This is a genomic window from Streptomyces sp. NRRL F-5122 (assembly GCF_001507435.1).
GTDB lineage: Bacteria > Actinomycetota > Actinomycetes > Streptomycetales > Streptomycetaceae > Streptomyces > Streptomyces lannensis.
On the sequence record NZ_LMWH01000015.1, the window covers coordinates 144,273 to 160,639 of the forward strand.

General features: G+C 70.0%; 15 protein-coding genes and 1 pseudogene. 10 read left to right on the top strand and 6 right to left on the bottom strand.

Annotation, left to right across the window (positions count from 1 at the left end):
* Nucleotides 1-2: 2 nt before the first annotated feature.
* Genes ADL25_RS04400 through ADL25_RS04410 form a run of 3 tightly spaced genes read left to right on the top strand, consistent with a single transcriptional unit; the run spans nucleotide 3 to nucleotide 2,642 of the window.
* On the top strand, nucleotides 3-758 hold the full coding sequence (locus ADL25_RS04400) for a CoA transferase subunit A (RefSeq protein ID WP_059126265.1): 756 nt from the start codon (nucleotides 3-5) through the stop codon (nucleotides 756-758).
* A gap of 46 nt (nucleotides 759-804) precedes the next feature.
* Nucleotides 805-1,434 carry a CoA transferase subunit B gene (locus ADL25_RS04405; RefSeq protein ID WP_059126336.1) on the top strand — a complete coding sequence of 210 codons (630 nt, stop codon included), beginning with the start codon at nucleotides 805-807 and terminating at the stop codon, nucleotides 1,432-1,434.
* 17 nt (nucleotides 1,435-1,451) lie between these two features.
* Nucleotides 1,452-2,642 carry a thiolase family protein gene (locus ADL25_RS04410; RefSeq protein WP_059126266.1) on the top strand — a complete coding sequence of 397 codons (1,191 nt, stop codon included), beginning with the start codon at nucleotides 1,452-1,454 and terminating at the stop codon, nucleotides 2,640-2,642.
* Nucleotides 2,643-2,672: 30 nt separating this feature from the next.
* Here ADL25_RS04410 and ADL25_RS04415 read toward each other — a convergent pair whose 3' ends face one another.
* Entirely contained in the window at nucleotides 2,673-3,542 is an 870-nt protein-coding gene (locus ADL25_RS04415; RefSeq protein WP_059126267.1) for a helix-turn-helix domain-containing protein, read from the bottom strand.
* Nucleotides 3,543-3,883: 341 nt separating this feature from the next.
* Here ADL25_RS04415 and ADL25_RS04420 point away from each other — a divergent pair, with 341 nt between their 5' ends.
* The 3 genes from ADL25_RS04420 (at nucleotide 3,884) to ADL25_RS04430 (ending at nucleotide 7,257) form a co-directional block, all read left to right on the top strand.
* The gene (locus tag ADL25_RS04420; RefSeq protein ID WP_107116509.1) at nucleotides 3,884-4,141 is read left to right on the top strand and encodes a hypothetical protein; all 258 of its coding nucleotides are present in this window, start codon (nucleotides 3,884-3,886) and stop codon (nucleotides 4,139-4,141) included.
* A 338-nt stretch (nucleotides 4,142-4,479) separates the two neighbouring features.
* Nucleotides 4,480-6,249, top strand: a complete 1,770-nt coding sequence (locus tag ADL25_RS04425) for a SpoIIE family protein phosphatase (RefSeq protein WP_059126268.1) — start codon at nucleotides 4,480-4,482, stop codon at nucleotides 6,247-6,249.
* A gap of 174 nt (nucleotides 6,250-6,423) precedes the next feature.
* Nucleotides 6,424-7,257 carry a maleylpyruvate isomerase family mycothiol-dependent enzyme gene (locus ADL25_RS04430; RefSeq protein WP_059126269.1) on the top strand — a complete coding sequence of 278 codons (834 nt, stop codon included), beginning with the start codon at nucleotides 6,424-6,426 and terminating at the stop codon, nucleotides 7,255-7,257.
* Between the two features lie 81 nt (nucleotides 7,258-7,338).
* Here the strand turns inward: ADL25_RS04430 and mgrA are convergent, their stop codons facing one another.
* Together mgrA and ADL25_RS04440 are read right to left on the bottom strand one after the other, a co-directional pair.
* A complete protein-coding gene (gene mgrA / locus ADL25_RS04435; protein ID WP_059126270.1) occupies nucleotides 7,339-8,382 on the bottom strand; it encodes an L-glyceraldehyde 3-phosphate reductase in 1,044 nt (347 codons plus the stop codon).
* A gap of 218 nt (nucleotides 8,383-8,600) precedes the next feature.
* On the bottom strand, nucleotides 8,601-9,215 hold the full coding sequence (locus ADL25_RS04440; RefSeq protein ID WP_059126271.1) for a TOPRIM nucleotidyl transferase/hydrolase domain-containing protein: 615 nt from the start codon (nucleotides 9,213-9,215) through the stop codon (nucleotides 8,601-8,603).
* 228 nt (nucleotides 9,216-9,443) lie between these two features.
* Between ADL25_RS04440 and ADL25_RS04445 the strand changes: the two genes are divergently transcribed.
* Nucleotides 9,444-9,941 (top strand): hypothetical protein, encoded by a 498-nt coding sequence (locus ADL25_RS04445; protein WP_059126272.1) that lies wholly within the window; start codon nucleotides 9,444-9,446, stop codon nucleotides 9,939-9,941.
* A 111-nt stretch (nucleotides 9,942-10,052) separates the two neighbouring features.
* Nucleotides 10,053-10,501: pseudogene (locus ADL25_RS04450) on the top strand (transposase); the annotation flags it as partial.
* Here the strand turns inward: ADL25_RS04450 and ADL25_RS04455 are convergent.
* Complete coding sequence (locus tag ADL25_RS04455; protein ID WP_234380484.1) at nucleotides 10,493-11,065, bottom strand: transposase; 573 nt, start codon at nucleotides 11,063-11,065, stop codon at nucleotides 10,493-10,495. The pseudogene ADL25_RS04450 and the gene ADL25_RS04455 overlap by 9 nt on opposite strands.
* 341 nt (nucleotides 11,066-11,406) lie before the next feature.
* Here ADL25_RS04455 and ADL25_RS04460 point away from each other — a divergent pair, with 341 nt between their 5' ends.
* The gene (locus tag ADL25_RS04460; protein WP_234380490.1) at nucleotides 11,407-13,554 is read left to right on the top strand and encodes a transposase; all 2,148 of its coding nucleotides are present in this window, start codon (nucleotides 11,407-11,409) and stop codon (nucleotides 13,552-13,554) included.
* Nucleotides 13,555-13,582: 28 nt separating this feature from the next.
* Here ADL25_RS04460 and ADL25_RS04465 read toward each other — a convergent pair whose 3' ends face one another.
* Nucleotides 13,583-14,242, bottom strand: coding sequence for a response regulator transcription factor (locus tag ADL25_RS04465; RefSeq protein WP_059126273.1), 660 nt, complete (start codon nucleotides 14,240-14,242; stop codon nucleotides 13,583-13,585).
* Nucleotides 14,239-15,423: a sensor histidine kinase gene (locus ADL25_RS04470; protein ID WP_059126274.1), complete on the bottom strand. Its 1,185-nt coding sequence runs from the start codon at nucleotides 15,421-15,423 to the stop codon at nucleotides 14,239-14,241. Before ADL25_RS04470 ends, ADL25_RS04465 begins: the two co-directional genes overlap by 4 nt.
* Nucleotides 15,424-15,670: 247 nt before the next feature.
* Here ADL25_RS04470 and ADL25_RS04475 point away from each other — a divergent pair, with 247 nt between their 5' ends.
* Complete coding sequence (locus tag ADL25_RS04475; RefSeq protein ID WP_234380495.1) at nucleotides 15,671-16,255, top strand: hypothetical protein; 585 nt, start codon at nucleotides 15,671-15,673, stop codon at nucleotides 16,253-16,255.
* Nucleotides 16,256-16,367 lie beyond the last annotated feature (112 nt).

The window sequence follows — 16,367 nt, forward strand, 5'->3', positions numbered from 1 at the left end:
TCATGGACAAGCAAGTGGCAACGGCCGAGGAGGCCTTGGCGGACGTGGCGGACGGCCGGTCGTTCGCCGTCGGAGGCTTCGGGCTGAGCGGCGTGCCGGAGGTCCTCATCGGCGCCCTGTACACGAGCGGGGTGAGCGATCTGCGAGTGGTGTCGAACAACTGCGGTGTGGACGGCCGCGGCCTCGGCGTCCTGCTGGCCGCGGGCCGGATCGCCCGGGTCACCGGCTCGTACGTGGGTGACAACAAGGAATTCGCGCGCCAGTACCTCGGAGGCGAACTGGAGGTGGAGCTGATTCCGCAGGGCACCCTCGCGGAACGGCTGCGCGCCGGAGGCTGCGGCATTCCGGCCTTCTTCACCCCGGCAGGCGTCGGCACACAGGTCCAGGAGGGCGGTCTGCCGTGGCGCTACGCCCCCGACGGATCGGTCGCCCTCGCCTCACCGCCCAAGGAAGTGCGGGTCTTCGACGACACCGAGTACGTCCTGGAACGCGCCATCACCACGGACTACGCCCTGGTCAGGGCCGCCCGTGGGGACCGGCACGGCAACCTCGTCTTCCATCGCGCGGCCCGGAACTTCAACCCGCTCGCGGCGATGGCCGGCCGCATCACGGTGGCCGAGGTGGAGGAGCTGGTCGAGCCCGGTGTGCTCGACCCCGACGAGGTGCACGTGCCGGGCGTGTTCGTGCAGCGCGTCGTGGCGCTCACCCCCGAACAGGCCGCCGACAAGGGGATCGAGAAGAGGACGGTGCGGGAGTGATGAACCGGCTTCTCTCCCGGCGCTCGTACGAGGCGGTGTGCACACGGTGAGCTGGAACAGGCACGAGATGGCGGCGCGGGCCGCGCGCGAGCTGCGCGACGGAGACTACGTCAACCTCGGCATCGGGCTGCCCACGCTGGTGGCCGACCATCTGCCACCTGACGTCGACGTCGTCCTGCACTCCGAGAACGGACTGCTCGGCGTCGGGCCCTACCCGGCGCCCGACGAGGTCGACGCCGACCTCATCAACGCGGGCAAGGAGACCGTCACCGTACGGCCGGGGGCGTCCTTCTTCGACTCCTCGCTCTCCTTCGGCATGATCCGCGGCGGGCACATCGACACCGCCGTCCTGGGTGCGCTGCAGGTGTCGGCGCGCGGGGATCTGGCCAACTGGGCGGTTCCCGGAAAGATGATCAAAGGCATGGGCGGTGCCATGGACCTCGTCCACGGGGCCCGCCGGGTGGTGGTGCTGATGGAGCACACCGCCAAGGACGGCACCCCCAAGATCGTCGAAGAATGCACGCTGCCGCTGACGGGACGTGCGTGCGTGGACCGGATCATCACCGACCTGTGCGTTCTGGACGTCACCCCGTGGGGCCTGGAACTGGTCGAGACGGCGCCCGGCGTGACGGTCTCCCAGGTGGTCGCCCTCACCCCCGTCGTCCTCAACTGCTGACCCGCAAGGAGCCCTTGATGATCGAGCGACCGCGAGATGTGTACATCGTCGACGCCGTCCGGACCCCGTTCGGCCGCTACGGCGGCGCCCTGTCCGGCGTCCGCCCGGACGACCTGGCGGCAGGCGTGCTGCGGGCCCTTCTGGACCGCAGCCCGTCTCTGGACCCGGCCCGCATCGACGACGTTCTGTTCGGAAACGCCAACGGAGCCGGAGAGGAGAACCGCGATGTGGCCCGGATGGCCGTCCTGCTCGCGGGACTCCCCGTCACCGTGCCCGGGGCAGCGGTCAACCGGCTCTGCGGTTCGGGGATGGAGGCCGTCATCCAGGCGGCCCGCGCCGTCGCTCTAGGTGACGCCTCCGTCGCCGTCGCGGGTGGCGTCGAGTCCATGAGCCGCGCCCCCTGGGTGCTGCCCAAGCCGGAGCGGGCCTTTCCCGCGAAGGACCAGCAGCTGCACTCCACGACCCTCGGCTGGCGGCTGGTCAACCCGGAGATGCCCCAGGAGTGGACGATCCCGCTCGGCGAGAGCGCGGAACTCGTCGGTGCCAAGCACGGCATCACCCGTGAGGCCCAGGACGCGTTCGCGCTCGCCAGCCATCGCAACGCCGCACGTGCCTGGAGCGAGGGGCTGTACGACGGCGAGGTGGTTCCTCCCCGGGGCGTCACGCTGCCGCGCGACGAGAACATCCGCGACACCACCTCGCTGGAGGCCCTCGCCGCACTGAAGCCGGCGTTCCTCGCGGACGGGACCGTCACCGCAGGCAACGCCTCCCCGCTGAACGACGGGGCGGCGGCCCTCCTGCTCGCCGACGAGGACGGACTCGCCGCGATCGGCAGGGAGCCCCTCGCACGGGTACGGGCGGCCGCGGTCACGGGCATCGACCCGCGGTACTTCGGACTCGGGCCGGTGGACGCCATCCGCAAGGTGCTGACCAAGGCGGAGGTGGCACCCGACGACCTCCGTACGATCGAGCTCAACGAGGCTTACGCCGCCCAGGTGCTGGGCTGCCTGGCCGCGCTGCCGGAAATCGACCCCTCGGTCGTCAATCCGCGCGGCGGGGCCATCGCCATCGGTCATCCGCTGGGCGCCTCGGGTGCCCGGATCACCGGGGCGGTCGCCCACCAGCTCGCCGCGGCGGGCAGCGGCAGGGGGCTGGCCGCGCTGTGCATCGGAGTGGGACAGGCGCTGGCACTGGTGCTGGAACGCTGAGGCTCGGGTGCGTGACCGGGCGCCGCGGCCTCAGCCCGCGCGGCGCAGGGCCGCCGGAGTGGTGCCGAGCCGTGCGCGCATCACCCGTGTCAGATGCTCCTGGTGGGAGAAACCGGACTCGACGGCCACCTCACCGATGGCCATGGTTCCGGCGCGCAGCAGCCGGCACGCCTGCTCCAGCCGCAGTGACAGCAGGTACTGGTGCGGTGAGGTCCCCGTGCTCGCCCGGAACTGCCGGGTGAACTGGCTGCCGCTCAAGGAGACCGCGGCGGCGAGGTCGGCGATCGGCAGCGGTTCGGCGAGGCGCTCCTCCATGAGCTCGCGCACGGTCGCGAGCTGCTTTCCGGACAGCCCGGACCGGAGCGGCCGCGGTTCGACGGGGCGGGTGCCGTGCCGTCGTACGAGCTGGGCGGCGAGCATCTCCGTCAGCTGGTCGGTGTAGGTCCGCGCCGACGGCTCCCAGCGTCGCGCAGTGCCCTCCAGCGCGAGGACGAGCTGCTCGGCGAGCGGATCCGAGGTCCCTAGCTCCTCCGACAGCTCGACGGCCCGTCCCTCATTGGCTTCGCGCAGCGCCTCGTCCGTGAGGTAGGCGTGGACCGTGTCGAGCCGTCCGCCGAGCTCGACGGACAGGGTCCGGCCGGCCGGCTGCAGGAACAGCCCTCCGGCGGGGATCTTCCGGGTACGTGTTCCCGAGCCGTGCCCCCGCCGCACGGTGACCGGTCCGCTGAGATGAAGGATCAGCAGATGCGTGGGTGCCGGATCGAATTCGGCGTGGTAGGGCTGCTCCTCCTGTGTCGAGAGATACAGCCGCTCCCATCCGAGCCCGGCACTGCTGCGTCGTGTGCGCACGCCGGGCTGCCCCAGAATCCCCACCGTGTCGCTCAGTCCTAGCTCTGTCATGGTGCGACCTCCTACTGCCCCCCACTGATTGAACAATAAACGACGTGCTTTGTGAACGCGCGAGGAAACGGAAGGGCGGGGTGCAGGAGCGCTCCGGTGCGGGAATGTGGTCCGGGCCATCCGCGAGGGCGGTAAACGGGTCCCGCTCCCGGGGCCGGAACGGCGGCACGCCCTGGACGGACGCTGTGGCCGGCACCTACGGCCCGGTGCCTGGCGGCACGACCGCACGGCGCGGGGACACGGTGCGTGACGGCACCCGCTCCCGCCTGGCCGGGGAGTTGACGATTTGTTCCCCGAAGATCGGTTGTCCCGGACCGTTGCCTGCACCGACGATGACCGCCATGAGTGAAGCTGATGCCCACGAGGAAGCCCACGACGGGGTCCGCGGTCTTGTCGAGCGGATGAGTGAACACCACCGCGACGCCGTCCGGCGTCGGGAGGACGAAGAGCTGGCGCACGCGGTGGACGACGCCGCCTTCGATCTCGGCACCGACATAGCCCACCCCACGGTCGGGCACGCCGCGGTCGGATTCGACGCCGACACCGATCTCGCCCTGGACAACGAGCCGCCGGAGCTGCGCGGACCCGCGACCGGATGAGAGGGGGCGGTCCCCGGCGACATCGCGCCGGGGGCCGCGCGGTCTTTGCATCTGCCGGGGGCCGGACGCCGGGCAGCACGGCACCCGAGCGGACCGTACGTGGCCCGGTCCGTGCGCGGGCCGATCATCCGGCGAGGGAGGGTCCGGTGGTCACCCACCGGCCGCGGTACGGAGAGAAAATGACTACATGGCCCACAACGACACGCTGAGCCACTTCATCGGGGCCCGTGGCCCGGTTGTCCTCGTAACGCCGTGTGTCCGCGGCCGCCTCCGGCCCGCCGCTTCCCCGCTTCGGGCGCCGGCGGGGCGACGGTCCTGCCCGTCACCGGGGGAAGGCCATGGGCAGCGCTGACGAAGCCGCTGCCGACCGCGATCCCCTTGCGAGCGGCGAGGGCGCGGATTCGGACGGCGCGGTGACGGCGGTCATCGATGCGGACGGCACGGTCGCCGGCTGGACGCAGGCCGCCCACACCCTGCTGGGCTACACCGCCCGCGAGGTGCTGGGACGGCCCCTGGCCGACCTGCTCGCCGCAGCCGACCCCGGCCCGTTCGTCGCGGCCGTCCTACGGGGAGCCGCCGCACCGGGAGGCTGGTCGGGCACCGTGCGGCTGCGCCACAGGGGCGGTCATCACCTGGATGTGCAGTTGCAGATCTCCAGGCTCTCCACGAGGGACGGCGCGACCAGATGGCTGGCCGCGGCCAGCGACGGCCGTGCCGCCGCCTACCGGCGGCTCGTGAGCGAGCGGCTCATGCTGCTCAATGAGGCCAGCACCCGGATCGGCACCACGCTGGACGTCATGCGCACAGGGCAGGAACTGGCCGACTTCGTCGTCCCGCGCCTGGCCGACTACACCACCGTGGACCTCGCGGAGGCCGTACCACTGGGTGAGGAGCCCCTGGCGCGGCTCGGGATGGACGCGGGACGCATCCCCGTCTTCCGCCGGGCGGGGGTGGCCTCGATCCACGAAGGGATCCCGGAGTCGTTGTGGGAGCCCGGGCAGCCGGTCTACGTCCCGTCGGCCTCACCGTTCACGCAGGTCCTCACCAGCGGCGAGTCCTATCTGGAGCCGGTGCTGAACCCGTCCCTCCACTCCTGGCTGGTGAGCGATCCGCAGCGCTCACGCATCATCCATGAGACCGGTATGCACTCCGTGATGATGGTGGCGATCCAGGCGCGGGGCCGTGTGCTCGGTATCGCGGTCTTCGTACGGACCGACAACCCGGACCCGTTCGAGAGGGACGACCTGCTCCTCGCCGAGGAGCTCGTGGACCGCGCCGCCCTGAGCCTCGACAACGCCAATCGCTACACCCGCGAGCGCGCGGCCGCCCTGGCGCTGCAGCGCGATCTACTGCCTTCTCATGTGTCCGGCGGGCCGGCCCTCGATGTGGACTACTGCTATCTGCCCGCCGACATGGAACACGGGGTGGGAGGCGACTGGTACGACGTGATTCCGCTGCCCCGGGACCGGGTGGCACTCGTCGTGGGCGATGTCGTCGGGCACGGCATCGCGGCGGCGGCCGCGATGGGCAGGCTCAGAATCGCACTGCACACACTGGCCGACATGGATCTGCCCCCTGCGGTGCTGCTGAGTCGGCTCGACCGCACGGTGGCCCGTCTGGCACAGGAGAAGGCGGACCAAGCGGATCTCGCCGTTCCCAGTCTGGCCGCGACGTGTCTGTACGTCGTCTACGACCCGATCGAACGGCTCCTCGACGTGACGCGCGCGGGCCACCCCCCACCCGTCGTCGTCGACCCCGCCGGACAGGCTACGGTCCCCGAGGTCCCCGCAGGCGTCCCCATCGGGCTGGGGGTGGGGCTGTACGAGTCTGCCCGCATGAAGATCCCGGACGGCACCCTGATCGCCCTCTACACCGATGGACTGGTGGAGTCCCGGTCCGAGGACATCGAGTCCGGCATACACCGTCTCGCCGCCGCCCTGGCTCATCCGACGCCGGTGCTCCACGAACTGTCGGCGAAAGCCGTCGCCGCCGTGCGCAGCGACCCACCGTCCGACGACGCCACCCTGCTGCTGGCCCGCACCCGGCCTCTTCCCCGCTTTGCGGACACGGGGGAGCGGCGGCGCCGGGACACCCCCGCGCATCCCTGACGCCTACCGCCGCAAGCGGTGTGTCGTCACTGCCGGGACGCACACGCAACGGACCACTTCGTAAGGGTCTTGAGCAGCGCTGCTCTGGCTCTTGCCGCAGGCTGCCGAGGCTGATTGGGTGGCGCAGCTACGTGCACGACGAGCGCGGCCGGTACGACGAGGGAGTGCAACGCCATGGATGCGGGGACGCGAGTGGACACCGAGGGCAGTCTGCCCGCGGGCTTGGGGCGGGCGATACGCGAAACCGCCGCAGACATCGCGGCCCTGCTGACCGAGGTGGCCGACACGAACGGACCCGTGCCGAACTCGGAGTGGACCGTGGGAGAGGCCGCCGCCCATCTGGCGCAGGCCAACGAGCTGATGGCCGACCTCGCCGCAGGACGCGAACGCCCCTATGGGGACGGCACGCCCCAGAGCCTGGCCGAGGCCAATGCGCGAGCGCTCGCGGCGTTCGGGGAGCGCGGCGCGAGGCCCCTGGCGGCGATGATCGTGCAGCAGGCGGAGGCGTTCCTCGACGCGGCGGCGCAGGCGGGCCCGGACGGGTCCGCGGACGGGGCACTCGTCACGCCGCTCGGCCCCATGGACCGGTCCGTACTGGCCTCCTACCTGCTGACGCACATGCTCGGCCACGGTTACGACCTCGCCCGGGCGGTGGGCCGGCCGCACATGATCGATCAGGCCCGGGTCGAGCTGTGCCTGCCGTTCCTGCTGGCGGCCATGCCACGTGTCGCCGACGCCTCGGCCGTCGCCGACCTGACCGCCCGGTACACACTCCGTCTGTGGGGCGGGACCGAATTCGGCGTCACCTTCAGCGGTGGCACCGTCGACGTGACACCGCAGCGGCCGACCCGCTCGGACTGCACGCTGCTCACCGAGCCCGTCACGTTCCTGCTCATCGCGCTGGGGCGGTGCAACCCCTGGCTGGCCATGAGCCGCGGCCGGGTACTGGCCTGGGGGCGCAAGCCATGGCTGGCACCCCGCTTCCCGACCCTGTTCGTCGCGCCCTGACCCGCATCCGACGCCCGGACCCCGGCACGCCCCGCCCCCGGCCCCGCGGGTGAGCGCGGGGGTGCCCGTCCGGACCGACGATCAGGAGAGGCTGCCGAGGCGGGCGCTCTGCCACAGGTCGACGCCCGCGTCCGTGGCGTACTTGTCGATCTCGGCCAGTTCCTCGGCGCCGAAGTGGAGGTTCTCCAGCGCGGCGACGTTCTGCTCCAGCTGCTCGACACGGGAGGCGCCGATGACGAGGGACGTGACGCGTTCGTCCCGCAGGGCCCACGCGAGAGCCATCTGGGCCAGCGACTGGCCGCGGCGGGCGGCGATGTCGTTGAGGGCCCGCAGCCGGTGCAGTACGTCCTCGGACAGCCAGGAGGTGTCGAAGGACTTGTCCTGCGCGGCCCGCGAGTCGGTCGGGATCCCCTCGAGGTAGCGGCCGGTCAGCAGCCCCTGCGCGAGCGCGGTGAAACCGATGACACCGAAGCCCTCCTGCTCCGCCGTGTCCAGCAGGCCCTCGGTCTCGATCCAGCGGTTGAACATGTTGTACGACGGCTGGTGGATCAGCAGCGGGGTGCCGAGGTCGCGCAGAATGGCGACCGCCTCACGGGTGCGCTCGGCGTCGTAGGAGGAGATACCGACATAGAGGGCCTTGCCCTGGCGGACGGCGGTGTCCAGCGCGCCCATCGTTTCCTCGAGCGGCGTGGTGGCGTCGAGTCGGTGGGAGTAGAAGATGTCCACGTAGTCCAGGCCCATGCGGCTCAGGGACTGGTCGAGCGAGGCGAGGACGTACTTGCGGGAGCCACCGCCCTGACCGTAGGGGCCCGGCCACATGTCCCAGCCGGCCTTGGTGGAGATCACCATCTCGTCCCGGTACGGCGCGAGGTCCTGCTTCATCAGGCGCCCGAAGTTGATCTCGGCGGAGCCGTACGGCGGACCGTAGTTGTTGGCGAGGTCGTGGTGGGTGATACCGAGGTCGAAGGCCCGCAGAGCGATCTCTCGCTGGGACTCGAACGGCCGGTCGTCTCCGAAGTTGTGCCAGTAACCCAGGGACAGGAGAGGAAGGTCGAGTCCTGAGCGCCCGGTGCGCCGGTAGCGCATGGTGCCGTTGTAGCGCTCGGGGTCCGCGACGTGGTTCATCGGGTGATCTCCGGGTGGTGCAGGGACAGGGTGCCCCGGAAAAGGGGGAGGGTCCCACACTGCCCGGGCGCGATCCTGAAGTCCAATAGCGCCTTTTCATCGGATTCAGCGGTGTCGCTTCTGAATGATCGGCATGGTGGAAGCCGACCCTGCCCGGTCAACCGTACGGGGGCCGTCCCCGAGGGGACGTCCGGACTCCTGGGCAGAGAGCTGGTCGATCAGAGACTGGTGAGCAGGCCGTCGAGCGGGGCCGGTATGCGGTCGGAGTCGAGCGCCGTGACGAGCACATGGCCGTAGCGGATCTTGCGTCCCTTCTTCGTGCCGAGGAAGCGCCGCAACTGCTGTTGTGAGCTGCGGTCCTGCTGCGCGGGCTGGTGCAGGAAGGTCTGCAGGGCACGCAAGTCGCCCTCCTCCTGGACGAGTTCCTTCACCCGGGCCACGCCCAGCGCGCGGATGAGCTCGTCCTCCAGATCCGCCGCACAGACGAAGAACTCCTCTGCCGCGTCGGCCCGCTGCAAGCCGCGGGCGTAGTAGGACCGCTCCGCCGCGTCGCACAGTCCTGCGAGGCGGAGGCCGAGACCAGGTGGCCCGAGCAGGCGGGCATAGCGCCCGACGTTCATCGCACCGCCCATCGAAACGACGCAGACTCCTTCGGCGGCGAGGTTCCGGCCGCGGCTCGCGGCCAGCGCATCGACCGCCGCGACATCGCTCGGCCCTTCGAGCAGCACGGCCGTCCGGACGGGCAGCCGGGCGGCCAGCTCGCGTGCGGGGTCGCCGGGACCACCGGCCGCCCACGCCGTGACCGCTTCCCGGAACGCCCCCATGTCAGCCATGAGAGGAGTCTCCGCCATGTCCGGCCTCTACGGCCGGGAATTTCCGCACGCGCATCGATCGCCGGTGAGAGAGCGGACCGACCGGCCCGCTGCCGCCGCGGCCCTCGATCACTCCGGCCCACCGAACGCACCCGGCGAGGCCGGGGCTACGATCGTGCCCGACACGAGCGCAGTTGGGGGCGGAACCAGGTGAAGCGGCGACGGCTGATGTGGATGGCAGGCGCCGGAATGACGGCTGTGGCGCTGCTGACGGGTTGCAGCGACGCCCCTGCCGGGACCGGTGCTCACCGGGTGGCGTCACCCGTCGCGTCCGCGGGCCGGGCGGCGGCCACCGAGTCGACCCGGGCGGCTGTCGCGGAACACGTCAGGACGGTCGTCGAGGACCGTCTCTCCGCCGATGAGACACGGTTCGGCTCGGGCACGGGATCGCCCTGCTCAACCTCGTCACCGGCGATGTTCACGGCCCGCTGCGGCGCCGCGGCACAAGCCACCGGGGCGGATGCGTCGTTTGCCCTGGAGCAGATCGACCGGCGCGAGGGCTTCGCGACTCTGCGTTCCGTCGCGAAGAAGCTTCGCACCGCCGTGGCCGGATACGAGCGGCTCGGCTGCGCCGACGCCCCGACCGATACGGCTGCTCGGCATGCGTGCCTCGAGCCGGCGGCCCTGATCGCCCAGGGATTCCCTGACCTCCGCAGCGGTACCGATCTCGGGCTTCGGGGCGCCTAAGAGCGCCCGGCAGTAGGCGTGCGCCGTTGATGAGGGCGACCCCGGAAGTCGAGCAGGCACGAGCCATGGTGACCATGGAGTTCTCTACGCTCAGTGATCACCGGAGGGCTCGTGCCTGTCCTGCCATCATGCCTGCTCGAACCCCTGTGGGACCAGTTCGCGGCGCTGCTACCGGAGCACGTGGACAGCCATCCGTTGGGCTGCCACAACCCGCGCATCGCGGACCGCGTTGTGTTCGACCACGTAATCGCCGCCTTGATGCACGGCTCCGGCTACGAGCGGGTCGCGACTCCTGGATGCTCGGACCGCACCATCCGACGACGAGTCGCCTACTGGGCCCAACTCGGGATAACCGGGCAGCTGCACGCCCTGGTGCTTGAGGCATACACCGGATGGTCGGCCTTGAGCTGGGCGAGTTGGCCGTTGACGGCTGCATTACCAAGGCTCCCTGCGGTGGCGAAGTCGCCGGGCGCTCCCCGGTGGACCGGGGCAAGCAGGGACTGAAGCGCTCGGTGGCCAGCGAGGCCCGAGGCATCCCGCTGGGCATCGTCTCACCCGGCGTCGAGCTTCAGGTTGTGTAGTGCTGCGACGCCGGCGACGGCGTGGTTGATGCCGTCGCCGCGGCGACGGCATTGGCGGAGGATCTGGTGGTCTTTGAGCCGGGCAAGGGTGTGTTCGGCGAGGGCGCGCCGTTTGCGGAACCGTCGATAGTTGCGGTCTTTGATGCGGCGTCCGTCCGCTCCGCGGTGTGGTGTGCGGATCCGGTCGCTTCCGCGGTAGCCGCCGTCACCGGACAGCGTGTGATGGTCGGGCAGGGTTCGTCCGACCGTTTCGCGGAAGACGACAATGTCGTTGCGGTTGCCGGGCCAGGCGTCGCCGACGGCGACGATCCTGCGGTCGCGGGCCCGGCATACGACCTGGATGTTTACACTATGCCGATAATTTTTCGATTTCGCCGTCTTCCGGTTGTCGTGGACGGGAATCAGCGTTCCGTCGACGATCCACAGTTCGCTGCGGTCGGTGGGTGGTGGGCCGAGGAGTTCGGCGAGCGGCCCGGCGAGTCGGTCGACTACGCGGTGCACAGCCGAATCGGAAATGCCGAATAGTGAGCCGAGTTGCTGCATGGTGAGGTTCGTCCGGTAGGCGAGGACGATCAGCAGGGATCCGGTCGGCGAACGGCAGTGCCCAGGGCCGGCCGCGGCCCGGATCCGGCTTCTTCTCCCACAGTTGTTCCACACGCCGCTGCATCTGCGGCCCGGACAACCCAGTCCAGGCCCGCAGCTCGGCAGTGGTGCAGCGTGCGAGACGTAGACGCAGATGCATGACCAAGATCGTAGACAGTCAACCTGACTGGCTGCACAAGCCGTTGTCGGTGGCGGCGGATAGCTTGTGTGTGATTGCCGAGACGTCGCATGGCCGGACAGGTCCTCGTACGTTGCGAGTTCCAAAGGAGGTGGGAAAGTCCGTGAGCACGATTCGGCTCGATGTGATGCCCACCTCCGATGCCGCTCCTGCGCGCCGGTTCCGCGGCAAGAACAAACGCGAACGCTGGAAGCGCGGCGAGGACACCGAGCTGGCGGTGATCCGCCTGCCGTTGGACGTCCACCGACTGGAGGACCTGCATCGTGCGGAGAACCTGTACTCGGCGATGTGGTCCATCAAGCGTGTCCTGCAGCGGGATGCCCGCGACGCGGTAGATGCCTATTGGGCCGGCGACGTGCGCCGCGAGACGGACGCGAAAGCGTGGCGGCAGGCGTTGGGCTTGTCCCGCGAAGGGATGGAGCGGCGCGGCTACCGGCACATGGAGAGGTCCAAGCACCTCGGCCATCATGTGACGAAGGCGCTGGTGATGCATCAGGCCGACTCGGTGTGGGAAGGCGTAGTCCGTCACCTGTTCCCGGATGCGACCGGTCGCAAGTTCGGCCGGCCGAAGACCGGCACGTGGTGGGACTACACCCGGATCCCCGGCCGGGCCCGGTCGCATACGACCGCTCGGAAGTGGGAGACGTTCCGCCTGCACGGCACCCTGGCCGGGCACCTCGCCGTCTACCGGCATCGCAGTCTCGGCGTGGAGGGGATGACCCCGGAGCAGGCGATCATGCTGCCGCCGGGAACGAGTGTCCTCGAGCAGCCCCGACGATTGCCAGTACCGGCCCGGCCCGCGGGCCGTGTGCCGACCGGCGAAGTGACCGCGAAAGGCACGGCGGAGACGCGGGCTGCGACCTGGTGGGACCACACTGGACCTCTGGCTGTCGTCTTCACCGGCGGCGCCGACTCCCAGCGCGGAGACCTCATACTCCCGGTCCGGCTGCCCTCAGGCGCGGGCCGCTGGCCCCGCCTTGTGCACTTCCTGAACAACCCCGATACCTGGCACAAGGTCGACCTGGTCCGCCACCGCGACACCGCCGCACCTGGAGGTTGGGCGTACGAGGCCCATCTGATGGTGCTCACCGGCGGCTACGCATCACCCGGTACCCGTGCCCGCCGCAAGGCAGCGGCCGAGCTCGGCCGGGTCGGTGGGATCGACGGCAACGTGTCCAACCTGTCTGTCGTCTCCTTCCCTGACACGCTCGACCCCGCCGACGGAGAGATACAGGCAACCCGAGCCGAACTCACCGACACGGAACGCGCCGCGCTAGAGAAAGCCCGCCGAAAGGAACGCGGCCGTAAACGCGCTCTCGACCGCTCCCGCCGGGCAACGAACCAGAGCCAGTACGGGCCGTCGAAGCGGCAGCAGGCCCGCGCTGAACGCCGCCAACAAGCCGGACTACCCGCGCGTCACGTCCAGGTCCCTGGTGGTGCCCGGGCGGCAAACACGGCTGGTGTGCCGAAGCAGGCGTACCGCAGGGATGACCTGTCGGCCGGTTACCGCCTCAACCGCGCCCGTCTCGCCGAAGCCGCCGCGACCGAGGCCGCAGCGAGAGACCACCGCGCCCGGCGCATCGCCGAGCGCATCATCACCGACCACGGCGCAAACCTCGTCGTCGAAGACTGCGACATACGCACCTGGTACCGCTTGTGGGGCAAAGCCCTGCAAGCCACCACACCCGGCCGGCTCACCGCCGCCGTCGGCCGCGAATGCGAGAAGGCCGGCGGCCGAATGCTGCGCGCATCAACGTTCACGACGAAGCTGTCACAGACCTGCCTGTGCGGCGCAGAAGTGAAGAAGACGCTCGCCGACCGGGTCCACCGCTGCACCTCCTGTGGCCTCGTCGCCGACCGGGACATGGTCTCCGGAGCCCTGGCCGCACACGTCCGGTTCAGCAACCCAGACGACCCCAGCACAGCGGGCCTGGACACAGTCCAGGCCCGCATGACACAGATCTTGTTCGCAGAAGGGCTGCAAGAAGCCCTGTCGAGTCAACCGCAGCGCGGTGCCCGCCCCCGCAGGGGCCGCACCCACGCGGCAGCCCAACGTCCTGGAATTCCCAGGCCGCGGGCCTCTGCTCGGCCAAACACCACCGACCGGAACCGGCCCACCCCGAATGAGACCCGACCCGCGCGCGAGCGGCACAAGGGCCACGTCGGAACAGCCGCCCCAGTAGGGAACGCCCCGCCCAGAGGCGACACCCCCGAACAGGAACTGGTCGGACGGCATCCCATTACGGGATGACTCTTAGGCCAATGACCTCTGCTCGGGCTCAGGGATAGAGGCCGGCCCGGAAGGTGAACGAGACGAGTTGCGCTCGATCACGTGCACCGACCTTCGTCATGGCCCGCACGGCATGCGTCTTCACGGTGAACGGCGACACGGACAGCCGGGCCGCGATCTCGTCGTTGCCGAGACCGCTGGCGACAAGAACGACCACGTCCCGCTCCCTGGGGGTGAGAGCGTCGAAGCGTCGCAGCAGTTCCCGGTCGATCACCGGGGGCGGACTGTGGGTCATGTGGCCGATCAGCGCGGCCGTCGCGGCGGCCGACAGCGCACCGCCACCGCCGACGACCTCGGCGATTCCGGCGACGAGTTCAGCGGGGCTCACGGTCTTGCTCAGGAAACCGTTGGCGCCCACGCGCAGTGCTGCGAGGACGATGTCGTCCTGGTCGAACGTGGTCAGCACGATCACCCGCGTCTTTTCGGGCGGATGCTCTTCGCGGATCCGGCGGGTGGCTTCGACACCGTCGATGCCGGGCATCCGGATGTCCATCAGCACCAGGTCGACGGGGTGGTCCCGGAGGAACGGGACGACCTGGAGTCCATCGGAGAGATCACCCGCGACAACAAGACCCGGGTCGAGCCGAAGCATCGCCCGGATCCCGGCCCTGATGTCGTCCTGGTCGTCGACGATCAGAATGCGCGTCATCGGACGACGGCTCCCAGGGGGCTGAACTCCGCGTGGACCCGGAATCGCCCGTCGTGATTGTCGATCGTCAGCCGCCCGCTGGAGGACTCGACGCGTTCGCGCATCCCCACGAGTCCGAGTCCGCTGCCCGACCCGGAGCCGCCGGGGGTGTGACCGACGCGGTTCTCCACCGTGACGCAGATCCTGCCGTCGCGCTCGCCCACATCCACCGTCGCCGTCCCCTCTCCATGCCGGTAGGCATTGGTGAGTGCCTCCTGAACGACCCGGTAGACCGTCACGCCGACGCTGGGTTCCACGAAACCGTCGGGGATGTCGATGGAGGGCCGGATGTCGAGGCCGATGCTCTCGAAAGAGGCGATGAGTCCTTCCAGGCCGCTGAGCGCCGGGGTCGGCCGCAGTGCCTCGTCTTCGTACGCGTCGTCCTCGAGGCGCAGGAGCGCGAGAATGCGTTGCGTCTCCACGACGACGGTGCGGGCGCTGGACCTGGCCGAGACGAGGGCCTGCCGGGAGGACTCGGCGTCTTCGGGCAGCCCTATCTCCGCGGCACCGAGGTGCAGGCTCAACATCGCGACCTGGTGGCCGATGACGTCGTGGAGGTCTCGGGCGATGCGGAGTCTTTCTTCGGTCACTCGTCGGGTGGCTTCGATCTCGCGGGTGGCGATGGCGCTCTCGGCTCGTTCCTCGAGGGTCCACCAGTGCTCTCGATGGATGCGGAGCGCGGCCCCTGTCGCACCTCCCGCCACGGCTGAGAAGATGGCGGCGGCTCCCACGACCGCGCCGCCGCGGAATCCTCCGAGCGTCATGAACGCCCCCAGGAAGAACGCCGCCACGATGCCGGTTCCGGCCAGGGGCTGCTTTCCCCTGAGGGTGACCGAGAACAGCACGAGTACCGCCATCATCCACACCGACAGGGGGTCGTGGCCCACCGCTGTGACGGCGAAGGACGCCGCGCTCGTCACGACCAGTCCTGCCCACGGCTTCCACCACGAGAGGGTGACACCGCCGCCGGCGAGGAGCACGGAGAGGGCCGTCGGCCAGTCCGAGCCCCTCAGTACGGCTGCCACGATCTGACCGGTGAACACCAGCGCGGCGACCGCGTAGGCGACCCGGTGCAGCACCTCGGGTCGGCGGACCCACAGTGGTGCCGCGAGCCCGTCCTGACTGTTATGCGCCTCGACCATGAACCGATTCTCGTTCACGTGTGCGGTGGCCGTGTACTTCGAACGATGTAGACGGCGGAGCCGCCTCGGTCGGCGGAGACGGCGGAGCATCGGTCGACGGGGGGCGGCAGAAGATTCCGTCGAGGTGGACGGCAGAACTACTTCGTTCGAAGTACGCGGCTCCTCCCGAGGCCGCTGAGACTCGTCATCGAGGCGACCGTCTCACACCGTCACGATCACAACGGGACACCCGATGACTCAGACCACCATGACTTCGACAACGCCGACCGCGGCCACGACGACGCCCTCCGGGCTCCGATCGCTCTATCTGATCCGGGTCGTCTTCTCCCTGATCTGGGTGGCACTCGTCCTCACGACCTCCGCCTCGCTCGTATCGACGGACAGGCCCTCGGTGATCGCGGCCGTGCTGCTCATCGTCTACCCCCTGTGGGACGCCGTCGCCACGCTCCTCGAGCGTCGCCTGGCCGGCGCCGGCTCCACGAACCGCGTCAGTACCGTCAACATGGGTCTCGGCGTCGCCGCCACCGCCGGAATGGTCATCGCCGTCTTCTCCACCATCGGGACGGCCCTGCTCGTGTTCGGCCTCTGGGCCCTGCTCTCCGGAGCCATCCAGCTCGTCGTGGCGATTCGACGCCGGCGCACCGTCGGCGCCCAGTGGCCCATGGTCATCAGCGGTGGACAGTCCGTCCTCGCCGGTGCGACCGTCGCCGCCACGTCCGCCTCGGCGACGAGCAGTCTGTCCACGGTCGCCGGATACTCCGCCTTCGGTGCCTTCTGGTTCCTTGTCTCCGTCATCGCCCTGAGCGTCCGCACCCGACGCGAAAAGCGTTGACCACCGCCGTCGGTCCATGACGAACAGTTGCACGGCGTTGGGCTCCTTCCACGGGCACTCGGCGACACATTGCCGCGATCCCGCCGCGGTCGTCCCCCGCTCCGGCGGAGGG